Origin of the sequence: Citrobacter sp. wls706 (genome assembly GCF_005281305.1) — a bacterium.
Classification (GTDB): domain Bacteria; phylum Pseudomonadota; class Gammaproteobacteria; order Enterobacterales; family Enterobacteriaceae; genus Citrobacter; species Citrobacter werkmanii.
In genome coordinates, this window is sequence record NZ_SZXG01000040.1 from 305972 (window position 1) to 331290 (window position 25319).

A 25319-nucleotide genomic window follows, 5' to 3' on the forward strand; every position below is an offset into this window, starting at 1 on the left:
GATATACCCACTACAACCGAATAGACATATTGAATCCAGGTGTTAGTATTCAATAGACAGCAGTTATGAGTATGCGTGTTTCATTTCCGGCCAGGAACGCTGATGATGACAACATTACTACCCGATTTCACAGCATTTTCGTCATTCACTTCCTTCGTGGCGCGCGTTGCCTTAACGCCTGCTCGCTCAATGGCCATTGTTTTTCATTCCTTCTCATCCCGGATGGAATCTCCCGCTGAATAGCTATTCAGTGGGCTTTGTGACACGCAACGTTTGATAACAGGGATTACGGCGGGTCGAATATGGATAAGTTTAAGCGTTATCTGATGTGGTGGGGAGCGGGTGTTCTTGTGGTGGTGGCCGCGACAGCCTGGTGGATGCTGCGCCCTGCGGGAATACCGGAGGGGTTTGCAGCCAGCAACGGCAGAATTGAAGCCACCGAAGTGGATATTGCCACTAAGATCGCCGAGCGTATTGATACCATCCTCGTTTCGGAAGGGCAATTTGTTCGTCAGGGCGAGGTGCTGGCGAAAATGGATACCCGCGTGCTGCAGGAGCAGCGGCTGGAGGCGATCGCGCAAATCAAAGAAGCAGAAAGCGCGGTGGCGGCGGCGCGAGCGTTGCTGGAACAGCGGCAAAGTGAAATGCGCGCCGCGCAGTCGGTGGTAAAACAGCGTGAGGCGGAACTGCAGTCGGTCTCTAAACGTCATGTGCGTTCCCGTTCGCTATCCCAGCGAGGGGCGGTGTCCGAGCAACAACTGGATGACGATCGGGCCGCGGCGGAAAGTGCACGTGCCGCGCTGGAGTCGGCAAAGGCGCAGGTCTCTGCGGCCAAAGCGGCAATTGAAGCCGCTCGTACCAGCATCATTCAGGCGCAGACCCGCGTAGAAGCCGCACAGGCTACCGAACGTCGCATTGCCGCTGATATTGATGACAGTGAGCTGAAAGCTCCGCGCGATGGTCGCGTACAGTATCGCGTAGCCGAACCGGGCGAGGTGCTTTCCGCGGGTGGGCGCGTGCTGAATATGGTCGATCTCAGCGATGTCTACATGACGTTCTTCTTACCTACTGAACAGGCGGGCTTACTGAAGATTGGCGGCGAAGCGCGACTGGTGCTGGATGCCGCGCCGGATCTGCGTATTCCGGCGACCATCAGCTTTGTGGCCAGCGTCGCGCAGTTCACGCCGAAAACGGTGGAAACCAGTGATGAACGGCTGAAGCTGATGTTCCGCGTCAAAGCGCGTATCCCGCCAGAGCTGTTGCAGCAGCACCTCGAGTACGTGAAAACCGGTTTGCCGGGCATGGCGTGGGTGCGTGTCGATGAAAATCGCGCCTGGCCTGAGGATCTGATGGTGAGGTTGCCGCAATGACGCATCTGGCGCTGGTTCCCGTTCCTCCCGTGGCGCACCTTGACGGCGTGAGTCAGCATTACGGGAAAACGGTCGCGCTGAACAATATCACGCTGGATATTCCCGCCCGTTGCATGGTGGGGTTGATTGGCCCGGATGGCGTTGGGAAATCGAGCTTGTTGTCACTCATCTCCGGCGCGCGGGTCATTGAACACGGCAACGTGATGGTGCTGGGCGGCGATATGCACGACCCGCAGCACCGCCGGGATGTCTGCCCGCGCATTGCCTGGATGCCGCAGGGGCTGGGGAAAAACCTGTATCACACGCTATCGGTGTATGAGAACGTCGATTTCTTTGCCCGCCTGTTTGGTCATGATAAAGCGGAGCGCGAAGCGCGGATTACCGAGCTGCTGAATAGTACCGGCCTGGCGCCGTTTCGCGATCGTCCTGCCGGGAAACTCTCGGGGGGGATGAAACAAAAGCTGGGGCTGTGCTGCGCGTTGATCCACGACCCAGAGCTATTAATTCTCGATGAACCCACCACCGGGGTCGACCCCCTGTCCCGCGCTCAGTTCTGGGATCTGATTGACAGTATTCGCCAGCGCCAGACCAACATGAGCGTGCTGGTTGCGACCGCCTACATGGAAGAAGCCGAGCGCTTTGACTGGCTGGTGGCGATGAACGCCGGGGAGGTGTTAGCCACCGGGAGCGCGCAACAGCTACGGGAACAAACCGCCAGCGACACGCTGGAGCAGGCGTTTATCGCGCTGTTACCCGAAGCCCAGCGTCAGGCACACAAACCGGTGGTGATCCCGCCGTATCACGCTGAGCGGGAAGAGATTGCCATTGAGGCGAAAGATTTGACCATGCGCTTCGGCAAGTTCGTCGCCGTTGACCACGTTAACTTTCGCATTCCGCGCGGGGAAATCTTCGGTTTTCTCGGCTCCAATGGCTGCGGCAAATCTACCACCATGAAGATGCTCACCGGACTGCTGCCCGCAAGCGAAGGCGAGGCATGGCTGTTTGGGCAAGCGGTTGACCCGAAGAATATCGATACCCGCCGCCGGGTAGGCTATATGTCACAGGCGTTTTCGCTCTACAGCGAGCTGACCGTGCGGCAAAACCTCGAACTCCACGCGCGGCTGTTCCATATCCCCGAGGCAGAAATCCCTCAACGCGTACAAGAGATGAGCGAGCGCTTTAGCCTGGCCGATGTCGAAGACGCGTTGCCCGGCGCTCTGCCGTTGGGGATCCGTCAACGCCTGTCGCTGGCGGTGGCAGTGATTCATCGCCCGGAAATGCTCATCCTTGATGAGCCGACCTCCGGGGTCGATCCGGTGGCGAGGGACATGTTCTGGCAACTGATGGTTGATTTGTCGCGCCAGGATAAAGTGACCATTTTTATCTCCACCCACTTTATGAACGAAGCGGAGCGCTGCGATCGCATGTCGCTGATGCATGCCGGAAAAGTGCTGGCCAGCGGCACGCCGCAGGAACTGGTGAAGCAACGCGGTGCCGCCAGTCTGGAAGAGGCGTTTATCTCCTGGTTACAGGAAGCGGCTGGTCCGGCGCCGGAGACTACGCTTTCGCAAGCGGATACGCCGGTGGTGCATGAAAATAATCAGCCGCCACGCCAGGGCTTTAGCCTGCGGCGTTTGTTCAGCTACAGTCGGCGTGAAGCGTTGGAATTGCGGCGCGATCCGGTGCGCTCCACGCTGGCGCTGATGGGGACGGTGATCCTGATGCTGATTATGGGCTACGGCATCAGTATGGATGTGGAAAACCTGCGTTTTTCGGTGCTCGATCGTGACCAGACCGTCAGTAGCCAGGCGTGGACGTTGAATCTGGCGGGGTCGCGCTATTTTATCGAGCAGCCGCCGCTCACCAGTTATGACGAACTGGACAAACGGATGCGTTCGGGCGAGGTGGCGGTAGCCATTGAAATCCCGCCCAATTTTGGCCGCGATATCGCGCGTGGAACGCCGGTGAAGATTGGCGTCTGGGTTGATGGGGCGATGCCGAGCCGCGCAGAAACGGTCAGAGGCTATGTACAGGCGATGCACCAGACCTGGCTGCAGGATGTGATGGCCCGTCAGCCCAATGCCAGCGGGCAAAACGGGCTGATGACCATCGAGACGCGCTATCGTTACAACCCGGATGTGAAGAGCCTGCCGGCGATTGTTCCGGCGGTTATCCCGCTGCTGTTGATGATGATTCCCTCCATGCTCAGCGCACTCAGTGTGGTGCGCGAAAAAGAGCTGGGGTCGATTATCAACCTGTACGTTACGCCCACCACCCGCAGCGAGTTTTTGCTCGGCAAACAGTTGCCTTACATCGTGCTGGGAATGCTGAACTTCCTGCTGCTATGTGCGCTGTCGGTGTTTGTTTTCGGCGTCCCGCATAAGGGTAGCTTTTTAACACTGACGCTGGCCGCGCTGCTGTACGTTACCATTGCTACCGGACTGGGCTTGTTAATCTCTACGTTTATGAAAAGCCAGATCGCCGCCATTTTTGGTACGGCGATTATTACGCTGATCCCGGCGACGCAGTTTTCCGGGATGATCGATCCGGTGGCCTCGTTGGAAGGGCCGGGACGCTGGATTGGTGAAATTTATCCGACCAGCCATTTTCTGACCATTGCGCGCGGGACGTTCTCTAAAGCGCTGGATCTGGCGGATCTTTGGCAGCTATTTATCCCGCTGGCAATCGCTATTCCGGTAGTGGTTGGTCTGAGCGTATTACTGCTGAAAAAACAGGAGGGGTGATGCGCCGATTACGCAATATTTATAACCTTGGCATCAAAGAGTTACGCAGTCTGCTGGGTGACAAAGCGATGCTGACGCTGATCGTTTTCGCCTTCACGATTTCGGTTTACTCCTCCGCAACTGTCCTGCCGGGGTCGCTACATCTGGCGCCGATTGCCATCGCGGATATGGACCAGTCGCAGTTGTCGAACCGGATTGTGAACAGCTTTTATCGCCCGTGGTTTTTACCGCCGGAGATGATCACCGCCGATGAGATGGATGCCGGGCTGGATGCCGGTCGCTACACCTTCGCCGTGAACATTCCGCCTGATTTTCAGCGTGATGTGCTGGCCGGGCGACAGCCAGATATCCAGGTCAACGTCGATGCCACGCGGATGAGCCAGGCCTTCACCGGCAACAGCTATATCCAGAATATCATTAGTGGTGAAGTGAACAGTTTTGTGGCGCGTTACCGCGATAATAATGAGCCGCCGGTGGCGCTGGAAATGCGCATGCGCTTCAACCCCAACCTGGAGCCTGCCCGCTTTGGCGCGGTAATGGCAATTATCAATAACATTACCATGCTGGCGATTGTGCTTACCGGGTCGGCGCTGATCCGCGAGCGCGAACATGGGACCATTGAGCACCTGCTGGTGATGCCGGTGACACCGTTTGAGATAATGATGGCGAAAATCTGGTCGATGGGACTGGTGGTGCTGGTGGTTTCCGGTCTGTCGCTGATGCTGATGGTAAAAGGCGTACTCGGGGTGCCAATTGAAGGTTCCATTCCGCTGTTTATGCTGGGGGTGGCGCTGAGCCTGTTTGCCACCACCTCGATCGGCATTTTTATGGGGACGCTGGCGCGCTCCATGCCGCAACTGGGGCTGTTGATGATTCTGGTGCTGCTGCCGTTACAGATGCTCTCCGGCGGCTCCACGCCGCGTGAAAGCATGCCACAGGCGGTGCAGGACATTATGCTGACCATGCCGACCACCCACTTTGTCAGTCTCGCGCAGGCGATACTTTATCGCGGGGCCGGGTTTAACATCGTCTGGCCGCAGTTCCTGACGCTGCTGGCGATTGGCGGGGCGTTCTTCCTGATAGCGCTGCTGCGTTTTCGCAAGACGATTGGCACGATGGCGTAAACATTATTGCCGGATAAGGCGCAGCCGCCATCCGGCAACGAAACAGGCAATCACTCTTCTTTCGGCAGGCACTGCAAATGACCGTGGCGTACGCCGCGCTGGGAAATGACGTCATCGGCAAAATGCTGCACATCGCCCATGTCACCTTTCAGCACAGCGATTTCCAGGCAGTCGTCATGGTTGATATGCACATGTAATGTGGCGACCGATAAATCATGGTGGTGGTGCTGGGTGGAAACAATACGGCTCGCCAGGTCGCGTTTCTCATGCTCATAAACATATGAGAGTACCGCGAAGCCTTGGGTGCCGTGCTCCTGGGTGGTTTCTTGCGCCAGTGCGCCGCGCAGAATATCGCGGATCGCTTCGGAACGGTTGTTGTAGCCACGGCGCTGGCTCAGGCCGTCGAGCGTTTCCAGTAAATCGTCATCGAGGGTAATGGTGACTCGTTGCATCTGCAATTAACCTTTCATGTGGCGCGTTGGCGCACAGGGAATAAAGGGAATAGCGTATTTTGTAACATACGTCAGGCATCCGGGGAAAAGGTTAATGCTCCCGCAATAAACGCAGCAGGGTACTGACCTGTTCATCCAGCGGGGCGAGCGTATCTTTAACGATCAGATGCAGCGGCGTGGCGCGGCGAGCGCCATGGCTTAACGGCAGCGGACGTAAAAGCCCCTGGGCCAGTTGCGTCTGAATACGCTCCTCAGGCAGCCAGCCGTAACCGACCTGATACATGACAGCATCAATCGCGGCATCAATGGTAGAGAAGGTCCAGGCATCGCGCACCGGTTGCTGCGGGTTGTCGCGATCGGCAATGCGAATCAGTGGCCATGCGCGTAATGCGTCTTCATCCAGCGGTGCATCAAGAGTGCAGAGCGGGTGATCGCGATGGGCAACGGCCACGAAGTCAATGTTCATCAGCCATTCACCACGCCCGGTAACATCCTGACGCCGGGTCAGGACCATTACGTCCGCATCGGCATGCGCTGCCAGCCTGTCGTCTGCATTTTCCAGTACCTCGGTCAGCCGCACCTGCGTTTGCGGCCACGCCAGCTGAAACTGCTTGAGGATCGCGAACAGGCGTTTGCGTGGGAAGATACTATCCACCAGCAAATCCAGCCGTGTTCGCGTGCCGTTTTGCAACGTTGCTGCCCGGGTCTCCACCCATAAAAAGGCCTTCAGTAACGGTTTGACCTGAGCTAGCAACAACTCGCCCGCCGGGGTTAAAACCGCCCTGCGGCCTTCCGGCGTCAGCAGCGGCACGCCGAGTCGCTCCTGCAGTAGCGCCAGATTGTAGCTTACCGATGACTGGCTACGGTTGGTCTCTTCCGCGGCTTTCGCAAAGCTGCCCAGTTCCACCACTTTCTCCAGCAGGGCCCATTGTTCGAGGGTTGTTTTGTGCATAACTCATCTAAAAATTGAATGAATATGATGTAAACATAGCGTTATTCATCCAATTTTTGAAGCGTTAAGATCTTCGCATCAAGTAAGAGGAGAACGAATATGAGCGCTTTTGATAAACATGATTTGAGCGAATTTGTCGGCAAACATCTGGTCTATACCTACGATAATGGCTGGAATTACGAGATCTACGTAAAAAATGAGACCACGCTGGATTACCGCATTCACAGCGGTATTGTGGGTAATCGTTGGGTGAAAGATCAGCGGGCGTATATTGTGCGGGTAGGGGCGAGTGTTTATAAAATTTCCTGGACCGAACCGACCGGGACCGACGTCAGCCTGATCGTAAACCTGGGCGACAAACTCTTTCACGGCACCATCTTTTTCCCGCGCTGGGTGATTAACAATCCGGAAAAAACGGTGTGCTTCCAGAATGATCATATTCCGTTGATGATGTCGTATCGCGATGCGGGTCCGGCGTATCCAACCGAGGTGATTGATGAGTTCGCGACCATCACCTTCGTGCGTGACTGCGGGGCAAACAATGACGACGTGATTGCCTGCGCGGCGAGTGAGTTGCCGAAAAACTTCCCGGAAAATTTACGCTAAGGCTTCCAGACGCTGCACGGCGTCGGCGGTCAGGGTAAATGGCGTGGGGGTGCACACCGCCAGGCTCAGGGTATCGATCTGGCACTGGCTGACGGAGAGTGAGGAGGTCAGCGCGGTGCTATCGACGCTGACGATTTGCCAGGCGCTGCCGCCACGCTGTTTCACAATAGCTTCTTTACGCGTCCAGATACGCCAGAACGCCGCCAGCTGTTGCTCCGGGCGTTCGGCCTCTACTTCGGCATGTTCTCCGAGACTGAACACCGTGTTTGCCAGCGTCTGCCAGTTATCGCGCGGGCGCACGACTTCAATATCGCAGCCGACTTCCCCTTCGTCGCTGAGCAGCAGGACGATGTCATCGCCGCTATGGCTGAGATTGAACCACAGAGGCGTATCAGCGGGAAAGGCAGGTTTTCCTTGTTCACCGTAGACAATGTCCGGCAATGGCGAAAGGGCATGGGAAAGCAGCACGCGGCCAGCCAGCCAGCGTGCCCGGCGAGCACCTTGCGGCGCTTGCTCTTTCATCGCGGCAGGCAGTTCGCCAGCGCTTAAAACAGAAACTTTCCCAAGAACGATCTGATACATATCAGGACTAACCTTTAGTAATAATGGGGTTGTGTATCATTCTTCACGTGCCATTTGCAAGTTTATCCCGGTAATCGACTTTTGGGTCTGCCTGGTCCCAGCAAAATTGCCAGTTTGCTGCCGCCTTTGGTGGTTTCCATCCAGATTTTACACACGCTGGTTAACGGCACGGAGAGTAACATGCCGACCGGGCCGAGCAGCCATCCCCATACCAACAGGGAGAGAAAGACGATCAGCGTCGATAATCCCAGGCGGTGCCCCATCATACGGGGTTCGAGAATATTACCAATCACCATATGCACGACCAGAAACAGCGCGCCAACCAGCACGCATTCGTAAATGCCGTTGAACAGCAGCGCCTGAACCATGGGCGGGACGGCGGAAATGACCGAGCCAATGTTGGGCACGTAGTTTAGCAGGAATGCCAGCACGCCCCACATCAGAGCAAACTGAATCCCCATCAGCGCCAGCCCCAGCCAGACAATGGCGCCGGTCCATAAGCTGAGCAACGTTTTCAGCGCCAGATAGTGTGAAACGCCCTTCAGCGCCCGATGCAGCCCCGCAATGTGAATCTGCGGATTGTTTAACGCGAAGCGCAGCTTATAAGGAACGTGGCGCACTTCAAACAGCATAAAGACGACCGTCATTACCAACAGGACGACGCTGGCCATGGCGCCGGAAAGACTCGTCATTAGCGTGGTCGTGAAGGTCATCAGTTTGTCGGAGTCCATCCGTTGCAGCATGCGCTCCGGGGACATATGCAGGTTCAGAAAGGGGACCATTTCTTGCAGATACAGAACCTTGCGCGTCAACTCCTTATTGTATTTTGGCAACATGGCCATGAACTCAGTGATCGACGATGCAAGCACGCCAACCAGCGCCGTAAGAACAATCAGCATTACTACTACCACTAACGTAATGGCTACCGGGCGACGCACCCCCCGGCGAATAAACCAGGTGACCAGCGGGTTCAATACGATGGCAAAAAAGAGCGCCAATAGCAGTTGCACAATGATATCCGCCGCGGCATGGATGCCCGCGAGGATCACCACCAAAGCGGCCAGTTTGAGCAAAATATGCATACCCGTTTTATCGGGCTGAGCGGTTGTCATGTTTTCTTCCTGTTTGCGTTTTTGCATTAAGTGTAGCGGTTGGCTTGCGTCTGTTATTCCTAAACTGGCTGCTGATTTATGGTCTGCAACATGGTAGAAATGAAACACTGTTGTGAAAATGTGGTGACCTTCCATGCCCGAACCCGTCGCTGAACCGACGCTAAGCGGTTTGCGCCTTAATCTGCGCATTGTCTCGGTGGTGATGTTTAACTTCGCCAGCTATCTGACCATCGGCCTGCCGCTCGCGGTATTGCCTGGCTATGTCCATGATGTGATGGGATTTAGCGCCTTCTGGGCAGGACTGGTCATCAGTCTGCAATATTTCGCCACGCTGCTGAGCCGCCCTCATGCCGGTCGCTATGCCGATCTGCTGGGGCCGAAAAAAATCGTGGTATTCGGACTGTGCGGCTGCTTTTTAAGTGGTTTGGGCTATCTGCTGGCGGGATCAACCCAAGGTTGGCCGCTGGTAAGTTTGTTGCTGTTATGCATCGGGCGGGTGATTCTGGGCATCGGGCAAAGCTTTGCCGGGACCGGCTCTACGCTATGGGGCGTGGGAGTTGTTGGCTCGATGCACATCGGACGGGTGATTTCGTGGAATGGCATCGTGACCTATGGCGCGATGGCGATAGGCGCTCCGCTGGGCGTTCTGTTTTATGCCTGGGGTGGCTTACAGGGGCTGGCGCTGACCGTGATGGGCGTGGCGCTGTTGGCAATATTGCTGGCGCTCCCCCGACCGGCGGTGAAGGCCAGCAAAGGCAAACCGTTGCCGTTTCGCGCGGTACTTGGACGCGTCTGGTTGTACGGCATGGCGCTGGCGTTGGCCTCCGCCGGATTTGGCGTGATCGCCACCTTTATCACGCTGTTTTATGATGCTAAAGGTTGGGACGGTGCAGCTTTTGCGCTGACGCTTTTTAGCTGTACGTTTGTGGGCACTCGCTTGTTATTCCCAAATGGTATCAACCGGTTAGGTGGGCTCAATGTCGCGATGATCTGTTTTAGCGTCGAGATTGTTGGTCTGCTGCTGGTGGGCATGGCCTCCATGCCGTGGATGGCGAAAATCGGCGTTCTGCTGGCAGGTGCCGGGTTCTCGTTGGTCTTCCCGGCGCTGGGCGTGGTGGCGGTAAAAGCCGTCCCGCAGCAAAATCAGGGCGCCGCGCTGGCGACCTATACGGTGTTTATGGATTTATCGCTGGGCGTTACCGGGCCGCTGGCCGGGCTGGTAATGACGTGGGCGGGTGTACCGGTTATCTATCTGGCGGCAGCCGGGCTGGTGGCGGTGGCGTTACTGCTGACCTGGCGGCTAAAAAAACGGCCTCAGGTGGTGTCACCGGAGGCCGAGTCATCGTCTTAACCGTTACTGGATAACCAGCGTGTTAATGATGTTTTCTGCGGTCGTTTGCGCTTTTTGCTGATCGTCAGCAGGCAGCGTGATTTGCAGCGTCAGCAGTTGGTTGTCCACTTTACCCAGCACCACGGAAGAGTAAGCGGTCTGGCCTTTGGCCGAGATGATGCTGTCTAACTGTTGCAGCGTGTGGCCTTTCAGCTCAATAGATTTATTGGTGACGACCTGCAACTGCGGGTCGCGGCTACGCTGCTGATCTTCCAGGCGTTTTGCCAGCACCGCCAGATCTTCGTTGGTATTGTCGCCGACAATTACAATCACCGCTTTCTGGCCGGTTGCGTCAGAATACACGTGCATATTGTTCGCCTGGGTACCCAGCTTGCCGCTCTGATCGGTCATATCCGCTGGCAGGGAAAAACTGAGTTTGCCGTCCAGCAGGCTGACCGGTTGTCCGGTGGCGCTACTCTCTGCGGCAGCACCTTCTGCTGGCGCTTTTGTATCGCTATTATCACAGGCCGCAAGCCCCATAACCAGCAGGCCAATACCGACATATTTAACCAGATTGCGCATTGACTTCTTCCTTTCGATAAACGGCCATAACGGCTCATTCGACCATCTTATCACAACTCGGAAAATGAACCTTTAACTCGTCTGCAATGCAGATAATTCAGATTTATCTGCCAGCCTTTTCAGTAACATATTCAGCAGTACGCCGTACATCGGCAGGAAGAAAATAATGCTGATTAGTACTTTGAAGCAGTAGTCGACCAGCGCGATTTCCATCCAGTGCTCGGCCATAAAGGCATCCGGGCTACGCCAGAAAGCGATAAAGAAAAAGGCCAACGTATCGCTGATGTTGCCAAACAGCGTGGAAGCCGTCGGCGCCAGCCACCAGCGGCGGTTCTGACGCAGGCGGTTAAAGACATGCACATCCAGAATTTGTCCCAGCGCGTAAGCCATAAAGCTGGCTGCAGCGATACGGGCGACAAACAGGTTAAAGTGCTGCAGCGCGCTGAACCCCTGCCACGACCCCATATAGAACAGTGATGACACAACATAGGAGATCAGCAGCGCGGGGATCATCACCGCAAAGATGATACGTCGTGCCAACGGCGCGCCAAAAATACGCACGGTCAGGTCGGTCGCGAGGAAAATAAACGGAAAGCTAAAAGCGCCCCATGTGGTATGGAAACCAAAAATGGAGATCGGTAGCTGCACCAGATAGTTGCTGGAGGTGATCACCAGCAGATGAAATAGCGATAGCCAAAACAACGCTTTTACGCGCTGAGATTGTGTAAACGGAGTCATATTGTGACCTTTTTGTTGGATGGGGTGAGGGAACCCAATAAAAAACCGTCGCATGATACTGCTTTAAGAGCACATTGCAATGGTTGTTTTTCACGCAATCGTTAACCTGATTGGCTTACGCCACAACAGAGCGTAAAATAACGCCGTTTTTGCATGAATGAGACTACGATGAGCGATCTGTTTACCTCTCCCGACCATACGCTTGATGCCCAGGGACTACGCTGCCCGGAACCTGTAATGATGGTGCGTAAAACTGTGCGCGGTATGCAGGCGGGTGAAACGTTGCTGATTGTCGCCGACGATCCGGCGACAACCCGCGATATTCCCGGCTTCTGTACCTTTATGGAGCATGAACTGGTGGCCAAAGAGACCGACTCTCTGCCGTACCGCTATTTAGTGCGCAAAGGGCAGTAATCTTGTTATGCCGGATGGCGCTAACGCTTATCCGGCCTACAGGTTACCCTTTACGCAACAACCGCAGCGCGTTCGCGGTCACCAGCACCGTCGCTCCCGTATCAGCCAGCACCGCCAGCCACAGTCCGGTTATCCCGAGCAGCGTGGTGACGAGGAAAATCCCCTTCAAACCCAGCGCAATCGCAATGTTCTGGCGAATATTAGCGTGGGTGGCGCGCGCCAGTTGAATCATTTGCACCAGGCCACGCAGACGGTTGTGGGTCAGGGCGGCATCGGCGGTTTCCAGCGCGACGTCGGTCCCGCTACCCATGGCAATGCCGATGGTCGCCGCTTTCATTGCCGGAGCGTCGTTGATACCGTCGCCGACCATCGCCAGCGGCGACTGTTGGTTGAGATGGGTAACGGCCCGCACCTTATCTTCCGGCATTAATCCTGCTTTGAATTCCAGACCCAGCTCCCCGGCAATGGCTGCTGCCGCGCGTGGGTTATCGCCGGTCAGGATTACCCCTTTCACGCCGATCTGAGTGAGCTCGCTGATGGCCGTGCGGGCGTCATCGCGCAGCGTGTCCTGTAGAGCCAGTACGCCGAGAACGGTATCGTTACGCAGCACCAGCACCACCGTCTGGCCCGCGCTTTCCAGCTCGCTAATCTGTCCGGCAAAGGCATCGGCAGGCTGTTTGCCCGCAGCGCAAATCAGTACGCGCTCGCCGTTGACCAGCGCTTCAATTCCGGAGCCAACCAGCGCCCGTTGTTCTTTCGCTACAGGAATTGTCAGCTCACGCGTTTGCGCTTCCCGAACAATCGCCTGCGCCAGTGGGTGTGTTGCACCTTGCTCTACCGCCGCTGCCAGCGCCAGCAGTTCAGCCTCATCAATACCGCTTGCCGAATGAATCGCCGTCACGCGCGGTTTACCGATGGTCAGGGTGCCGGTTTTATCAAACGCCACCTGCGTGACTCTACCCAACTGTTCCAGTGCCGCACCGCCTTTAATGAGTGCTCCACGACGCGCCGCGGCGGCAAGACCAGAGGTAATCGCTGCGGGGGTTGAGATAACCAGCGCACACGGGCAGCCAATCAGCAACAGCGTCAGTCCTTTATAAATCCACTCCTGCCACGAGGCGGCAAACAGCAGCGGCGGGACGAGGGTAACCAGCAGCGCAACCGCCATAATAGCGGGGGTATAAATTCGGCTGAAACGGTCAATAAAGCGCTCAATGGGGGCGCGGCGTTCTTCCGCTTCTTCAATCAGCTTCAGAATGCGATCGATAGCGCTGGCGCCCGGCTCGGAAAGCACTTCCAGCGTAACCAGACGATCTACGCTGGTGGCGCCCGCCGGGACTTTCTCGCCGGTGGCGCGTTCAACCGGGATCGATTCGCCGGTCAGGGCGCTTTCATCAAAGCTGGCAAAGCCGGAGACCAACTTACCGTCGGCAGGTAAACGCCCACCGGCGGCAACTTCGATAATATCGCCAGGCTGGAGGGTATTGATAGCCACCTCTTCGCGCTCGCCGTTACGCAGGCGCGTGGCGGTTTCCGGCTTGAGTGCCATCAGTGCGCTGACCCCTTTACGGGCGCGGCTGGCGGCCCACCCTTCCAGACGCTCACCAATTAAAAACAGCAGTAGCACCATGGCGGCTTCCGCCGTCGCGCCGATAAACAGCGCGCCAATCGCGGCCACGCTCATCAACGTTTCAATGGCGAAGTAGCTGCCGGTTTTCATCAGACGTAGCGCCTGACGGGCAATGGGATACAGGCCCACCAGCGTGGTGGCGATAAACGCTATCTGACCGAAAGGATGATTGAACTGCTCCAGCCCCCAGCTAATCGCCATCATGATTATCAGCGAAATCAACGGCAGGTTCTCTCTAAAGCGTGATTCGGGGGCGGCTTCCGGTGCTTGTTCATCGCGCAGGGTATAACCTGCCTTTTGTACCGCGCTTTCAACTTGCTGACGGATATCAGAACCCGCATCGACGACCAGTTTTTCGGTGGCGAACAGCACCTGGACCTGGTTGACGCCGCTCACCTGGCGGACCGCATTTTCCACTTTCCGGGCGCAGGCGGCACAGTCCATTCCTGCCACTTTCCAGGAATAACGGGTGCCAATTACCCTTTCGGATACGGGTGATGGGGTTGAGCAACTTCCTTCACAGCAGCAGTCGTCCGTTTTTTGTGGGGCAGGTGCTGGCTTGAAAGAAGAGAATTGTGGGGCTTTTTTGCCAGGGACATCGGGCGTCGACATGGCATCCTCCGGTTAATAATCATTTCGTATTAACCGAAGGATACACTCTGGAGTCGACTCCAGAGTCAAGCGATATTACAGATACAACGAACGAACAATCAGGAAATGTCCGGCGAAGTAGCAGGCGGCGGCAATGGCGTTATCGGCGCGGAAGCGGCGGCGATAATGGCTACCCAGCCAGACAAAATTGCCGATGAACAATAATGAGGCGCCGAGGAATGCCGACAGCGCGGGGCCAGTGGGGCGGAAGAACCACAGTTCGCCCGCCATCCAGACCATCATCATCGTGATGCCGATAAAAGTACAGATGGCTAAACGCAGCTCTTCCAGTCTCGTCCAGATGATAGCGATCAGCAGTGCTCCCAACACCACCAATACCAATGGCAAAGGCCAGAAGAACGACAGCGTCATTTGGCTGGCGAAATAGATGGTATACAGCAGGTGTGAGAGGAAAAATGCCCCCACGGCGTAGAGCAGACGTTGGCGCGGCAACAGCGTCAGCGCATCGCCCAGCAGTGAGGCAAGCAGCCCTGCCAGCACCAGATAGCTGATGGCGTTAAACATTGGCGCCTGCCAGGCCAGCAGCGCCAGCAGGAGTAAAGTTAGGGGTTTAAAGACCCAGCGTTGCCAGGCGGGCCCACGATAGGAAGCATCCACGAACAACCATGCGGAAAGGCAGACAGCGATAAACGACCAAAGCATCTTAGTTCCTTGAATTCGTTATTTTTTCGTAAGCGGGGTGCTTACGGCTCTATTGTTCAGTGTAGAGGTCGACACTGCCAGATGACAACACCATAACAGGCAATGTATGCTTATTTCCGCATTTTCTGATGGGTTAATACTATGAGCAAGCCGCCACTTTTTTTCATTGTTATCATTGTCTTAATTGTTGTAGCTGCGTCGTTTCGCTTTGTCCAGCAGCGGCGTGAAAAAGCGGATAACGATGCAGCACCGCTGGTGCAAAAGCAGGTGGTAGTGAGTAATAAGCGGGAAAAACCACTTAACGATCGGCGATCACGTCAACAGGAAGTGAGCCCGGCAGGAACCAGCATGCGCTATGAAGCCAGCTTTAAGCCGCAAAGCGGTGGTCTGGAGCTGACGTTTCGCCTGGATGCCCAGCAGTACCATGCGCTAACTGTCGGAGACAAAGGCACGCTGAGTTATAAAGGTTCGCGTTTTGAGGATTTTAAGCCTGGGCAATAACGCCGAGCGGCACTGTGTTTATCTTGCCAGTGCCGATAATGAATTCAACTGAAATATATAACATCGTTAAAATATAGTTATTATTTATTCTTCTGTGCAAATATCGTTGGTATTATATTTTTTTTTGTGTGTCTAAAATATCGATGGTATCACTATTCTGCTATCAGATTTTCACTACCCTATTATTTCAATGTTATCGCATACATATAAACATGTAATTTAAAATGGCTAAGGAATTTATATGGCGAATACAATGTGGTTGACCTTGCATGGGCAGGCGCAGGGATTGATTTCTGCTGGATGCGCATCGGTAAATTCGATTGGAAATAAATCACAAACTGCCCATCGCGATCAGATAATGGTAATGGCAGTTAATCATGGCATGAGCCGAGTACAAAATGTGAATCATCAATGTTTGACGTTTATAAAGCCAGTAGATAAATCCTCGCCATTATTAGGAAAAGCCATAACTGACAATGAAACATTAAACTGTGAATTTAGCTTCTATCGCACGAGTCCGGCGGGTTTAAATGAGTGTTATTACGCGATAAAACTTATTAATGCCAGAATATCCAGCATCCATTTACAGGTGCCTCATACCATTGATGACAGTGCGGGGCAGCCAGAGGAAATCATTGAGCTTTCGTATGAGTCAATTACCTGGGAGCACATTATGGCGGGAACCAGCGCATACAGCCTTTGGGATGAGCGAATTTATTAAGGGATAAGGATGGAAAGGTATTATGACTGGATAGGAAATCACCGTGAAGATATTCTTAGAGGAAATAACTGGCAACGTAATCAGCGCGTTGAGAACGAAATCAGAAAGCTGAAAAATAATCTGAATAGCAATACACAACACATTATACTGCTCACGCCTGAAGAGGCGCAGGGCGTGATTGAAGATTTGCTAAGTAGTAAATCCGTCAGTTTTTCGACGAATTATGCCGGTAATATCAAAGATACGGCTGATGCGACTAAAAAACTGTCGAAGCTTTTTTCTTATCAGCAGGCCGGAAAGATTGTCTTCACCTTAAAAGGCCTTGGGATTAAAGCCACGCAATATGCTTATCAGGGAAAGCTGTATGTGAAGATTACGGGCTACCCTTCTCTGCGGCGCATTCTTAACGGAACCCGTTACCGGATTAATCATCCTAAGGTACTTGAAGTGGGTATTGGCAGCGCCGGGTTTCGGGATGGCATTATGTCAGGCGCCAGGTTCTGCATCTGGTTCTCCGCATGCTGGCGGTTGATTGAGCTGGTGTTTAAATCCGAGCATGACGTCGCCGCACTACTGGGGAATGTGACGATGGATGTGGCGAAGGTGATTGTAAGTATTTTTGTCTCGCAATCAGTGGGTAGTGCTCTTGAGTTAGCTGTACCTCTATTGTTCTCTAGCGCCGCCGTTCCGGTTTGGGGAGAAATTGTCGGTGTCGTTGTATTAGGTTTTATTATTGCCCGGTCTCTGAATGAAGTGGACAAAAAATATGAGCTATCAGACAAACTGATAGCGTGTATTCGTGAGGGACTTAAAGAACGGCAAAGAATCGAAGAGTGGAACATCCAACGGCTGGGGTACAGAAGCTCCCTTTACGGCGGAAATTATTGACATGAAGCATAATATTAATCTGATGAATATTAAGAAGAGATGCAACTTATTTCTCTGTATATTCATTTTTGGGGGGGGGACTTGGGTGGAGTATATTGCCAGCGTACCGGATCTCACCGATCTCGTTGAATCCAGAAGCATCGTCTATTTTTTCTGGGGTTCATTTTGCATGTTTTTCATGATTCCGGTGACGGGCTGCTTTACTTTGGGCATTGCCTACCTGGCTTTTGCGAAAAGCATGAAGCCGCCAAAATTCTTCGACAGGACATTTACCATTGTTTTCCACGTCGCGGGGGTAGGATTTGTTATTGGTAATATCCTCTCTTTTATTGTCATTTTTTATCCGCTTGGAACTAACTATGTTTTATGCGAGCGTCCAGGCCCGACGTCTGGCACCTATTACACCCGGACCGAAGAGATTTGTGAGCAGGTGAAACACCTGCGGAAAACAAGAGCCAGTAAAGATATTCCAAAACTGAAAGATCAACTGGACGGTATATTACCACCGTGATGACGTTTTGCAGACCCGGCTCGCAACGCGCCGCCGGGCGAAAAACTACAGTTACTTCTTCAACTGGTCCTTAATCTTCTTCTGCCAGACCAGCAGCTCAAAGACGCCGAACAGGAAAATGCGGATTTTCTCCCCGCTGGTCATCTGCGGGCCATCTTTTGGCATGGTGCTTTTCAGTAGCGCCAATTGCATGCCGTGCATCAGCACCATAAATATCAGTGCGACGTTAACGAAGATGTTAAGCGGGCGTGGAAAGGGTTGAAAAATATTCAGTAGTAAAAAGGCCCAGACGCACAGCATCAACAGACGTCCCAGATTAATCAGCATCGTGCTCTCCTTGTGCTTCACGTTGATACAGGCGATAGGCGACCTGTCCTGCCACTTTTTCACGGTATAGTGACCAGTTTACCGGAACCGGCGGCAGGCCGTTTTCGACTTCGCTTTCAACGTAAATATACGCTTCATCTGCCAGCCAACCATGGGTTTCCAGAAGCGTTAATGTTTCTTCCAGTAATCCTTTGCGAAACGGCGGGTCAACGAACACCACGTTATGCGGCGTACCGGGTTGGGCCAGAAACGCCAGCGTATTGGTGTTGACGACGCGGGCATGATTTGCCTTCAGCGTAGCAAGATTCTTTTGCAACTGCTGCGATACCGCGCGATCCATCTCCAGCAGCGTCGCATTTGCCGCATAGCGAGAGAGGGCTTCCAGCCCCAACGCGCCGCTGCCGGCGAAGCAGTCCAGGCAATGTGAATCGACCATTACCGGGGCCAACCAGTTAAATAAGGTTTCGCGCACGCGGTCGGTGGTCGGGCGCAGGCCGGGACTGTCCGGAACCGGGAGTTTACGGCCACGCCATTGCCCGCCAATAATGCGGATCTGGCCGCTACCAGAGTGATTCGGTTTTTTCATTTCAATTATTGTTCAATCCGCTGCTGACGTGTCATTCCAGGCGGTGATGTGAGTTAAGTTAAGTGATAGACTATTTCATCATTTTTTTAGCTGCTATGTACATAGCGTTGACGCTGTGCCATGAAGCAACAGCGGGGGAGTGTAGTCGCAAATGGCGAAAGAGAAAAAACGTGGCTTTTTTTCCTGGCTGGGCTTTGGTCAAAAAGAGCAGGCACCGGAAAACGAGACAGAACTAAAAAACGAAGAACAACAACCGGTTGCTGAAGAAACTACCGTCGTTGACGAACAGCCGCGCGCCGAGGAAACCCGTAGCGAGGCACAAACGGAAGCCTTTGCTGCTGAAGTTGTTGAAGTCACTGAACAGGTTGCGGAAATCGAAAAACTGCAGCCGGAAGAAGAGCCTGTTGCTGAGCAACTGCAGCCGGAAGTTGAAGCGGTTGCTGAATCCACTGTTGAACCTGCAGTGGAAACCCCTGCGGCGGCGGTTATCGAACACGAAGAATTGCCGCTGCCGGAAGAGGTGAAAACCGCAGACGTTTCTGCCGAAGAGTGGCAGGCTGAAGCAGAAACTGTAGAAATCGTCGAGGCGGTTGAAGAAGAAGCCGAAAACGAACCGCAACTGACCGATGAAGAACTTGAAGCGCAGGCCCTGGCCGCTGAGGCGGCGGAAGAAGCCGTCATGGTGGTGCCGGTTGAAGAACCTGCCGTTGAAGAACCGGTAGAAGAGGCGGTCCAGGAGCAGGAAAAACCAACTAAAGAAGGTTTCTTTGCGCGTCTGAAACGCAGCCTGCTGAAAACAAAAGAAAACCTCGGTTCCGGATTTATCAGTCTGTTCCGCGGTAAAAAGATCGACGATGATCTGTTTGAAGAGCTGGAAGAGCAACTGCTGATCGCCGATGTGGGTGTAGAAACGACCCGCAAAATTATTGCGAATCTGACGGAAGGCGCCAGCCGCAAGCAGCTCAAAGATGCAGAAGCGCTGTATGGCCTGCTGAAAGATGAGATGGGCGAGATTCTGGCGAAGGTTGATGAGCCGCTGAACGTCGAGGGTAAAACGCCATTTGTTATCTTGATGGTTGGCGTCAACGGCGTGGGTAAAACAACTACCATTGGTAAGCTGGCGCGTCAGTTTGAGCAGCAGGGGAAAACGGTGATGCTGGCGGCGGGCGATACCTTCCGTGCGGCAGCGGTAGAGCAGTTGCAGGTCTGGGGTCAGCGTAACAATATCCCGGTGATTGCGCAGCATACCGGCGCGGATTCCGCCTCCGTTATCTTTGATGCTATTCAGGCCGCGAAGGCACGTAACGTAGACGTGCTGATCGCTGATACCGCAGGACGTTTGCAGAACAAATCGCACCTGATGGAAGAACTGAAAAAAATCGTTCGTGTCATGAAGAAGCTCGACGAAGAGGCGCCGCATGAAGTTATGCTGACTATCGACGCCAGTACCGGGCAGAATGCGATAAGCCAGGCCAAACTGTTCCATGAAGCGGTGGGCTTAACCGGTATCACCCTGACCAAGCTGGACGGTACGGCGAAGGGTGGGGTCATCTTCTCGGTTGCCGATCAGTTTGGCATCCCTATCCGTTATATTGGTGTGGGCGAACGTATCGAGGATTTACGTCCGTTTAAAGCGGACGATTTTATTGAGGCACTTTTTGCCCGAGAGGATTAACAATGATTCGCTTTGAACATGTCAGCAAGGCCTATCTCGGTGGGAGACAAGCGCTGCAGGGAGTGACCTTCCATATGCAGCCTGGCGAGATGGCGTTTCTGACCGGCCACTCTGGTGCGGGTAAAAGTACCCTGCTGAAGCTGATCTGTGGAATTGAACGGCCCAGCGCCGGAAAAATCTATTTCAGCGGGCATGACATCAGCCGTTTGAAAAACCGTGAAGTGCCGTTTCTGCGTCGTCAGATTGGCATGATTTTTCAGGATCACCACCTGTTGATGGACAGAACCGTGTTTGACAACGTGGCAATTCCGCTGATCATCGCGGGCGCCAGCGGGGACGATATTCGTCGTCGCGTGTCAGCGGCACTGGATAAGGTCGGGCTGTTGGACAAAGCGAAAAACTTCCCGATTCAGCTCTCCGGCGGTGAACAACAGCGCGTGGGCATCGCCCGTGCGGTGGTGAATAAACCTGCGGTACTGCTGGCGGATGAACCGACGGGGAACCTGGATGACGCGCTGTCGGAAGGGATCCTTCGCCTGTTCGAAGAGTTTAACCGCGTCGGGGTCACGGTATTAATGGCCACGCACGATATTGGTCTGATCTCCCGTCGCTCCTACCGCCAGCTGGTCCTGAGTGATGGACACCTGCATGGAGGCCTGGCGCATGAATAGACGTGACGCTATCAATCAAATCAAACAGTTCGGTGGCCGACTGGATCGTTTTCGTAAATCAGGCGGCGCGCCGGGTGATGGCGGTCGTAATGCGCCGAAGCGTGCGAAAGCCGCGCCAAAACCGAACTCACGTAAAACCAACGTTTTTAACGAGCAGGTGCGTTACGCGTTCCAGGGCGCGTTGCAGGACCTGAAAAGTAAGCCGCTGGCGACGTTCCTGACGGTGATGGTGATCGCCATCTCCCTGACGCTGCCAAGCGTGTGTTACATGGTTTATAAAAACGTAAACCAGGCGGCAAGCCAGTATTATCCCTCGCCACAAATCACCGTCTATCTGCAAAAAACGCTGGATGACGATGCCGCCGCGCGGGTGGTGGGTCAGTTGCAGGCCGAACAGGGCGTCGAGAAAGTAAATTATCTTTCCCGCGAAGATGCGTTGGGTGAATTCCGTAACTGGTCCGGTTTTGGCGGTGCGCTGGACATGCTGGAAGAGAACCCGCTTCCTGCCGTAGCGGTGGTGATCCCGAAACTGGACTTCCAGGGGACGGAGTCGCTGAACACCCTGCGCGACCGTATTGCACAAATCAACGGTATTGATGAAGTGCGGATGGACGACAGCTGGTTCGCTCGTCTGGCGGCGCTGACGGGACTCGTGGGGCGCGTATCCGCGATGATTGGCGTGCTGATGGTGGCGGCGGTCTTCCTCGTCATCGGTAACAGCGTGCGCCTGAGTATTTTTGCGCGTCGCGATACCATTAACGTGCAAAAGCTGATTGGCGCAACGGACGGATTTATCCTGCGTCCATTCCTTTACGGCGGCGCGCTGCTCGGTTTTTCCGGCGCATTTCTTTCACTGATTTTGTCAGAAATTTTGGTGATGCGTTTGTCGTCAGCGGTGACTGAAGTGGCGCAGGTTTTTGGAACAAAGTTTGATATCAATGGCTTATCATTCGACGAGTGCCTGTTATTGCTGCTGGTGTGCTCAATGATTGGCTGGGTGGCAGCCTGGCTTGCCACGGTTCAACATTTACGCCACTTTACCCCCGATTAAAAAATCTCTGGTATAATCTTTCCCTGCACTGAGTAGTTCGCTCTGCAGGGAAAGAGTCCCTGTTATCTCTTCCCGGCGTATTCATTGTGATGTCACATTTTGTGCGTAATTTATACACATTACGACATGGAACTTGTGGATAAAATCACTGTCTGATAAAAGATTGAATGATATTCTCGTTGCTCATAAGCTCTGGCATGGTTGTTGCTATTGGTTTTTGTTAATTAGTTTTTTGCCAACGCGCCAGATGAAAAGATTGAGAGGATTTGAATGACCAAAGAAATGCAAAATTTAGCTTTAGCCCCTGTTGGTAACCTGGAATCTTACATCCGGGCTGCGAACGCGTGGCCGATGTTGTCGGCTGACGAGGAGCGGGCACTGGCTGAAAAGCTGCATTACCAGGGCGATCTGGAAGCAGCTAAAACGCTGATCCTGTCTCACCTGCGCTTTGTTGTTCATATTGCTCGTAACTACGCGGGCTATGGCCTGCCGCAGGCGGATCTGATTCAGGAAGGTAATATCGGCCTGATGAAAGCCGTGCGCCGTTTCAACCCGGAAGTGGGTGTGCGCCTGGTTTCTTTCGCTGTGCACTGGATCAAAGCTGAGATCCATGAATACGTTCTGCGTAACTGGCGTATCGTGAAAGTCGCGACCACTAAAGCACAGCGTAAGCTGTTCTTTAACCTGCGTAAAACCAAGCAGCGTCTGGGCTGGTTCAACCAGGACGAAGTTGAAATGGTGGCTCGTGAGTTGGGTGTTTCCAGCAAAGACGTGCGTGAAATGGAATCCCGTATGGCGGCGCAGGACATGACGTTTGATATGTCTTCAGACGACGAGTCTGACAGCCAGCCGATGGCGCCGGTTCTGTATCTGCAGGATAAATCCTCTAACTTTGCCGATGGCATTGAAGAAGATAACTGGGAAGATCAGGCCGCGAACAAACTGACTCACGCAATGGAAGGTCTGGACGAACGTAGCCAGGATATCATCCGCGCCCGTTGGCTGGACGAAGACAACAAGTCGACGTTGCAGGAACTGGCCGATCGCTACGGCGTTTCCGCTGAACGTGTTCGTCAGCTTGAAAAGAACGCCATGAAAAAACTTCGCGCCGCTATCGAAGCGTAATCTTCGCGCATTGCCAATGAACCCTCGAATGTGAATTCGGGGGTTTTGTTTTTTGTAGGCCGGATAAGGCGTGTACGCTGCCATCCGGCAACACCTTTGCCCGATGGCGCTTTGCTTATCGGGCCTACGACCTTTCCTCCCCTCCACAGACACGAATTTGTTATCTGGATGTAAATTTAGCTATTCCAAAATAATAAAAATCGGGTATGTTTTAGCAGAGTATGCTGCTAAAGCACGGGTGGCTATCCAATAATCGAAATAAAGTGCTGAACAACAACATCACAACACACGTAATAACCACAATAATGGGGATTGTCAGGATGAATATGAAGGGTAAAGCGTTATTGGCAGGATGTATCGCCCTGTCTTTGAGCAATATGGCGTTTGCTAAGGATATTAAAGTGGCCGTTGTCGGCGCAATGTCCGGTCCGGTAGCACAGTATGGCGATCAGGAGTTTACTGGCGCAGAGCAGGCGATTGCGGATATCAACGCCAAGGGCGGGGTGAAAGGTGACAAACTGGTCGTGGTGAAATACGACGACGCCTGCGACCCGAAACAAGCGGTAGCGGTCGCGAACAAAGTGGTCAACGACGGGATTAAATACGTTATCGGCCATCTGTGCTCATCTTCTACCCAGCCCGCGTCAGATATCTATGAAGATGAAGGCATTCTGATGATCACCCCGGCAGCGACGGCGCCGGAGCTGACCGCGCGTGGTTATAAGCTGGTGATGCGCACCACCGGCCTGGATTCCGATCAGGGGCCAACTGCCGCCAAATACATTCTGGAAAAAGTGAAGCCGCAACGTATCGCCATCATTCACGATAAGCAGCAGTACGGTGAAGGTCTGGCGCGTGCGGTGCAGGACGGCCTGAAGAAAGGCAACGCCAACGTGGTGTTCTTTGACGGAATTACCGCCGGTGAAAAAGACTTCTCGACGCTGGTGGCGCGCCTGAAGAAAGAGAATATCGATTTCGTTTACTACGGTGGTTATCACCCGGAAATGGGGCAGATCCTGCGTCAGTCTCGTGCCGCAGGTCTGAAAACCCAGTTTATGGGACCGGAAGGGGTAGCGAACGTGTCGCTGTCTAACATCGCGGGTGAGTCTGCGGAAGGCTTACTGGTAACTAAGCCGAAGAACTACGATCAGGTGCCTGCAAACAAACCGATTGTGGATGCTATCAAGGCCAAGAAACAGGATCCAAGTGGCGCATTCGTGTGGACCACTTACGCCGCGCTGCAATCCTTGCAGGCCGGTCTGAACCAGTCTGACGATCCGGCTGAAATTGCCAAGTACCTGAAAGCAAACTCAGTAGAAACCGTAATGGGGCCGTTGTCCTGGGACGAGAAGGGCGATCTGAAAGGCTTCGAATTCGGTGTGTTTGACTGGCATGCTAATGGTACGGCGACCGACGCGAAGTAATTGAGTGCCGGGTGGCGGCTTCGCCTTACCCGGCCTACATACCTGGAAAATTGCGAGGTGGTTTTTTATTTTTTGCTCCCAGCATGTAGGCCGGATAAGCGTCAGCGCCATCCGGCTTTTTTATCTTTTTTCCCAGCCATCCGCCTGGGCCGTAAACCCTAATGCCTGCATAAACGCGGCCATCACGCTGCGGTCTTCAACGCCTACATCTGCCATCCACCATGAACTCACAGATGGGTTTTCGCGGATCACCTCTTCGATCAAATACTGCCCGACGCCGCGACGACGGGTGATTTCACGTACGCGCAATGAATCCAGAGCGCCTTGGGTACCGCTCAGGGTGACACGTACAGCGCCTAACAGACGCTCGTTAAAACGCGCGGCGTAGATCCGGTGCGTTTCATCTACGCTTAACGATGAGGCGGAATATTCCGGCCAGATTTTGCCCAGATCAATCAGATCCTGGGCGCTAAAGTTGTTTAAACGAACGATGGTCAGCTTCATTAGCAGCATGTCCAAATCACAAAAGATGGAAGCAGTGTACCGAAATAATTCACCCGGATGCTTTCTCTTTTTTATGCGATTAACCAGGTTAATCGTTTTGCGACGACGGTAATGACAGTTTGAAACATTAGAGATTGAAAAACAGGCAGGATAATACCCTGGGATGCAGCATTTTATTCCGCTCTTTGTACCGTTATTTTATGCTGACAAACGTGCTTTTTTTTGTTTATCTATAGTGAAAAGCAGAATATTATCTTTTCTTAATCGACTGAAATATAGAGATTTTAGCCTGATTTTGCTTAAAAAACTGTGCTAAACCATTAATGAGATTGGTAAAAATAGTGCAGTTCAAAAAAAGCACAGTCTGCTTTTTAACCACATAAAT

At 53.7% G+C, this 25319-nt stretch carries 26 protein-coding genes; 15 read left to right on the forward strand and 11 right to left on the reverse strand.

Annotated features, from left to right (window positions below; genetic code table 11):
• Positions 1-302 precede the first annotated feature (302 nt).
• The 3 genes from FDW92_RS21530 to FDW92_RS21540 are packed head-to-tail and all read left to right on the forward strand — an operon-like array spanning position 303 to position 5238.
• On the forward strand, positions 303-1370 hold the full coding sequence (locus FDW92_RS21530) for an HlyD family efflux transporter periplasmic adaptor subunit (RefSeq protein WP_137400699.1): 1068 nt from the start codon (positions 303-305) through the stop codon (positions 1368-1370).
• Positions 1367-4114, forward strand: a complete 2748-nt coding sequence (gene rbbA, locus FDW92_RS21535) for a ribosome-associated ATPase/putative transporter RbbA (RefSeq protein ID WP_042311806.1) — start codon at positions 1367-1369, stop codon at positions 4112-4114. Before FDW92_RS21530 ends, rbbA begins: the two co-directional genes overlap by 4 nt.
• Complete coding sequence (locus FDW92_RS21540) at positions 4114-5238, forward strand: ABC transporter permease (RefSeq protein ID WP_042311808.1); 1125 nt, start codon at positions 4114-4116, stop codon at positions 5236-5238. The genes rbbA and FDW92_RS21540 overlap by 1 nt, the downstream gene beginning before the upstream one ends.
• 50 nt (positions 5239-5288) lie before the next feature.
• Here FDW92_RS21540 and nikR read toward each other — a convergent pair whose 3' ends face one another.
• Positions 5289-5690: a nickel-responsive transcriptional regulator NikR gene (nikR, locus tag FDW92_RS21545; RefSeq protein ID WP_006687486.1), complete on the reverse strand. Its 402-nt coding sequence runs from the start codon at positions 5688-5690 to the stop codon at positions 5289-5291.
• A 91-nt stretch (positions 5691-5781) separates the two neighbouring features.
• On the reverse strand, positions 5782-6642 hold the full coding sequence (locus tag FDW92_RS21550; protein WP_042311810.1) for a LysR family transcriptional regulator: 861 nt from the start codon (positions 6640-6642) through the stop codon (positions 5782-5784).
• A gap of 99 nt (positions 6643-6741) precedes the next feature.
• Here FDW92_RS21550 and FDW92_RS21555 point away from each other — a divergent pair, with 99 nt between their 5' ends.
• A complete protein-coding gene (locus FDW92_RS21555) occupies positions 6742-7248 on the forward strand; it encodes a phenolic acid decarboxylase (protein WP_042311811.1) in 507 nt (168 codons plus the stop codon).
• Here FDW92_RS21555 and acpT read toward each other — a convergent pair.
• Both acpT and FDW92_RS21565 read right to left on the reverse strand, forming a co-directional pair.
• Complete coding sequence (gene acpT, locus FDW92_RS21560) at positions 7240-7830, reverse strand: 4'-phosphopantetheinyl transferase AcpT (protein ID WP_042311813.1); 591 nt, start codon at positions 7828-7830, stop codon at positions 7240-7242. The two genes, FDW92_RS21555 and acpT, sit on opposite strands and share 9 nt — an antisense overlap.
• A 62-nt stretch (positions 7831-7892) precedes the next feature.
• Positions 7893-8942, reverse strand: coding sequence for an AI-2E family transporter (locus FDW92_RS21565; RefSeq protein WP_042311816.1), 1050 nt, complete (start codon positions 8940-8942; stop codon positions 7893-7895).
• Between the two features lie 133 nt (positions 8943-9075).
• Here FDW92_RS21565 and FDW92_RS21570 point away from each other — a divergent pair, with 133 nt between their 5' ends.
• Positions 9076-10293, forward strand: coding sequence for an MFS transporter (locus tag FDW92_RS21570; protein ID WP_042311817.1), 1218 nt, complete (start codon positions 9076-9078; stop codon positions 10291-10293).
• 3 nt (positions 10294-10296) lie between these two features.
• Here FDW92_RS21570 and FDW92_RS21575 read toward each other — a convergent pair whose 3' ends face one another.
• Together FDW92_RS21575 and FDW92_RS21580 are read right to left on the reverse strand one after the other, a co-directional pair.
• Positions 10297-10854 (reverse strand): DcrB family lipoprotein, encoded by a 558-nt coding sequence (locus tag FDW92_RS21575; RefSeq protein ID WP_016154847.1) that lies wholly within the window; start codon positions 10852-10854, stop codon positions 10297-10299.
• 72 nt (positions 10855-10926) lie between these two features.
• Entirely contained in the window at positions 10927-11592 is a 666-nt protein-coding gene (locus FDW92_RS21580) for a 7-cyano-7-deazaguanine/7-aminomethyl-7-deazaguanine transporter (protein ID WP_042311819.1), read from the reverse strand.
• 168 nt (positions 11593-11760) lie between these two features.
• On the opposite strand from FDW92_RS21580, the gene tusA reads away from it, so the two are divergent.
• A complete protein-coding gene (gene tusA / locus FDW92_RS21585) occupies positions 11761-12006 on the forward strand; it encodes a sulfurtransferase TusA (RefSeq protein WP_003827551.1) in 246 nt (81 codons plus the stop codon).
• 43 nt (positions 12007-12049) lie between these two features.
• Here tusA and zntA read toward each other — a convergent pair whose 3' ends face one another.
• The gene (zntA, locus tag FDW92_RS21590; protein ID WP_137400700.1) at positions 12050-14248 is read right to left on the reverse strand and encodes a Zn(II)/Cd(II)/Pb(II) translocating P-type ATPase ZntA; all 2199 of its coding nucleotides are present in this window, start codon (positions 14246-14248) and stop codon (positions 12050-12052) included.
• Between the two features lie 75 nt (positions 14249-14323).
• Positions 14324-14950, reverse strand: a complete 627-nt coding sequence (locus FDW92_RS21595; RefSeq protein ID WP_042311825.1) for a lysoplasmalogenase — start codon at positions 14948-14950, stop codon at positions 14324-14326.
• Positions 14951-15091: 141 nt separating this feature from the next.
• On the opposite strand from FDW92_RS21595, the gene FDW92_RS21600 reads away from it, so the two are divergent.
• From FDW92_RS21600 to FDW92_RS21615, 4 genes are all read left to right on the forward strand, one after another.
• Positions 15092-15451, forward strand: coding sequence for a DUF2500 domain-containing protein (locus FDW92_RS21600; RefSeq protein ID WP_042311827.1), 360 nt, complete (start codon positions 15092-15094; stop codon positions 15449-15451).
• Positions 15452-15692: 241 nt separating this feature from the next.
• On the forward strand, positions 15693-16172 hold the full coding sequence (locus tag FDW92_RS21605) for an Hcp family type VI secretion system effector (RefSeq protein WP_042311830.1): 480 nt from the start codon (positions 15693-15695) through the stop codon (positions 16170-16172).
• Positions 16173-16181: 9 nt separating this feature from the next.
• Positions 16182-17060 (forward strand): hypothetical protein, encoded by an 879-nt coding sequence (locus tag FDW92_RS21610; RefSeq protein ID WP_042311832.1) that lies wholly within the window; start codon positions 16182-16184, stop codon positions 17058-17060.
• Position 17061: 1 nt separating this feature from the next.
• Positions 17062-17571 carry a DUF1240 domain-containing protein gene (locus tag FDW92_RS21615; RefSeq protein WP_042311834.1) on the forward strand — a complete coding sequence of 170 codons (510 nt, stop codon included), beginning with the start codon at positions 17062-17064 and terminating at the stop codon, positions 17569-17571.
• Between the two features lie 51 nt (positions 17572-17622).
• Here FDW92_RS21615 and FDW92_RS21620 read toward each other — a convergent pair whose 3' ends face one another.
• Positions 17623-17898: a DUF1145 family protein gene (locus FDW92_RS21620; RefSeq protein WP_042311836.1), complete on the reverse strand. Its 276-nt coding sequence runs from the start codon at positions 17896-17898 to the stop codon at positions 17623-17625.
• Complete coding sequence (gene rsmD / locus FDW92_RS21625) at positions 17888-18484, reverse strand: 16S rRNA (guanine(966)-N(2))-methyltransferase (protein ID WP_042311838.1); 597 nt, start codon at positions 18482-18484, stop codon at positions 17888-17890. The genes FDW92_RS21620 and rsmD overlap by 11 nt, the downstream gene beginning before the upstream one ends.
• A gap of 151 nt (positions 18485-18635) precedes the next feature.
• Here rsmD and ftsY point away from each other — a divergent pair, with 151 nt between their 5' ends.
• The 5 genes from ftsY to livJ all read left to right on the forward strand — a co-directional run bounded on the left by ftsY (position 18636) and on the right by livJ (position 24430).
• A complete protein-coding gene (gene ftsY / locus FDW92_RS21630) occupies positions 18636-20159 on the forward strand; it encodes a signal recognition particle-docking protein FtsY (RefSeq protein ID WP_042311840.1) in 1524 nt (507 codons plus the stop codon).
• Positions 20160-20161: 2 nt separating this feature from the next.
• Positions 20162-20830, forward strand: coding sequence for a cell division ATP-binding protein FtsE (gene ftsE, locus FDW92_RS21635; protein WP_006687468.1), 669 nt, complete (start codon positions 20162-20164; stop codon positions 20828-20830).
• Positions 20823-21881: a permease-like cell division protein FtsX gene (gene ftsX / locus FDW92_RS21640; RefSeq protein WP_042311999.1), complete on the forward strand. Its 1059-nt coding sequence runs from the start codon at positions 20823-20825 to the stop codon at positions 21879-21881. The genes ftsE and ftsX overlap by 8 nt, the downstream gene beginning before the upstream one ends.
• Before the next feature lie 270 nt (positions 21882-22151).
• Positions 22152-23006, forward strand: a complete 855-nt coding sequence (gene rpoH, locus FDW92_RS21645) for an RNA polymerase sigma factor RpoH (protein ID WP_038634997.1) — start codon at positions 22152-22154, stop codon at positions 23004-23006.
• A gap of 320 nt (positions 23007-23326) precedes the next feature.
• Positions 23327-24430 (forward strand): branched chain amino acid ABC transporter substrate-binding protein LivJ, encoded by a 1104-nt coding sequence (gene livJ, locus FDW92_RS21650; RefSeq protein ID WP_139815584.1) that lies wholly within the window; start codon positions 23327-23329, stop codon positions 24428-24430.
• A 120-nt stretch (positions 24431-24550) separates the two neighbouring features.
• Here livJ and panM read toward each other — a convergent pair whose 3' ends face one another.
• Complete coding sequence (panM, locus tag FDW92_RS21655; RefSeq protein ID WP_038634992.1) at positions 24551-24934, reverse strand: aspartate 1-decarboxylase autocleavage activator PanM; 384 nt, start codon at positions 24932-24934, stop codon at positions 24551-24553.
• Between the last annotated feature and the right edge of the window lie 385 nt (positions 24935-25319).

Bases quoted from the DNA above. Each gene is read 5' to 3' on its own strand.
- FDW92_RS21530 (WP_137400699.1), top strand. From the start codon at position 303: ATGGATAAGTTTAAGCGTTATCTGATGTGGTGGGGAGCGGGTGTTCTT.
- rbbA (WP_042311806.1), top strand. From the start codon at position 1,367: ATGACGCATCTGGCGCTGGTTCCCGTTCCTCCCGTGGCGCACCTTGAC.
- FDW92_RS21540 (WP_042311808.1), top strand. From the start codon at position 4,114: ATGCGCCGATTACGCAATATTTATAACCTTGGCATCAAAGAGTTACGC.
- nikR (WP_006687486.1), bottom strand. From the start codon at position 5,690: ATGCAACGAGTCACCATTACCCTCGATGACGATTTACTGGAAACGCTC.
- FDW92_RS21550 (WP_042311810.1), bottom strand. From the start codon at position 6,642: ATGCACAAAACAACCCTCGAACAATGGGCCCTGCTGGAGAAAGTGGTG.
- FDW92_RS21555 (WP_042311811.1), top strand. From the start codon at position 6,742: ATGAGCGCTTTTGATAAACATGATTTGAGCGAATTTGTCGGCAAACAT.
- acpT (WP_042311813.1), bottom strand. From the start codon at position 7,830: ATGTATCAGATCGTTCTTGGGAAAGTTTCTGTTTTAAGCGCTGGCGAA.
- FDW92_RS21565 (WP_042311816.1), bottom strand. From the start codon at position 8,942: ATGACAACCGCTCAGCCCGATAAAACGGGTATGCATATTTTGCTCAAA.
- FDW92_RS21570 (WP_042311817.1), top strand. From the start codon at position 9,076: ATGCCCGAACCCGTCGCTGAACCGACGCTAAGCGGTTTGCGCCTTAAT.
- FDW92_RS21575 (WP_016154847.1), bottom strand. From the start codon at position 10,854: ATGCGCAATCTGGTTAAATATGTCGGTATTGGCCTGCTGGTTATGGGG.
- FDW92_RS21580 (WP_042311819.1), bottom strand. From the start codon at position 11,592: ATGACTCCGTTTACACAATCTCAGCGCGTAAAAGCGTTGTTTTGGCTA.
- tusA (WP_003827551.1), top strand. From the start codon at position 11,761: ATGAGCGATCTGTTTACCTCTCCCGACCATACGCTTGATGCCCAGGGA.
- zntA (WP_137400700.1), bottom strand. From the start codon at position 14,248: ATGTCGACGCCCGATGTCCCTGGCAAAAAAGCCCCACAATTCTCTTCT.
- FDW92_RS21595 (WP_042311825.1), bottom strand. From the start codon at position 14,950: ATGCTTTGGTCGTTTATCGCTGTCTGCCTTTCCGCATGGTTGTTCGTG.
- FDW92_RS21600 (WP_042311827.1), top strand. From the start codon at position 15,092: ATGAGCAAGCCGCCACTTTTTTTCATTGTTATCATTGTCTTAATTGTT.
- FDW92_RS21605 (WP_042311830.1), top strand. From the start codon at position 15,693: ATGGCGAATACAATGTGGTTGACCTTGCATGGGCAGGCGCAGGGATTG.
- FDW92_RS21610 (WP_042311832.1), top strand. From the start codon at position 16,182: ATGGAAAGGTATTATGACTGGATAGGAAATCACCGTGAAGATATTCTT.
- FDW92_RS21615 (WP_042311834.1), top strand. From the start codon at position 17,062: ATGAAGCATAATATTAATCTGATGAATATTAAGAAGAGATGCAACTTA.
- FDW92_RS21620 (WP_042311836.1), bottom strand. From the start codon at position 17,898: ATGCTGATTAATCTGGGACGTCTGTTGATGCTGTGCGTCTGGGCCTTT.
- rsmD (WP_042311838.1), bottom strand. From the start codon at position 18,484: ATGAAAAAACCGAATCACTCTGGTAGCGGCCAGATCCGCATTATTGGC.
- ftsY (WP_042311840.1), top strand. From the start codon at position 18,636: ATGGCGAAAGAGAAAAAACGTGGCTTTTTTTCCTGGCTGGGCTTTGGT.
- ftsE (WP_006687468.1), top strand. From the start codon at position 20,162: ATGATTCGCTTTGAACATGTCAGCAAGGCCTATCTCGGTGGGAGACAA.
- ftsX (WP_042311999.1), top strand. From the start codon at position 20,823: ATGAATAGACGTGACGCTATCAATCAAATCAAACAGTTCGGTGGCCGA.
- rpoH (WP_038634997.1), top strand. From the start codon at position 22,152: ATGACCAAAGAAATGCAAAATTTAGCTTTAGCCCCTGTTGGTAACCTG.
- livJ (WP_139815584.1), top strand. From the start codon at position 23,327: ATGAATATGAAGGGTAAAGCGTTATTGGCAGGATGTATCGCCCTGTCT.
- panM (WP_038634992.1), bottom strand. From the start codon at position 24,934: ATGAAGCTGACCATCGTTCGTTTAAACAACTTTAGCGCCCAGGATCTG.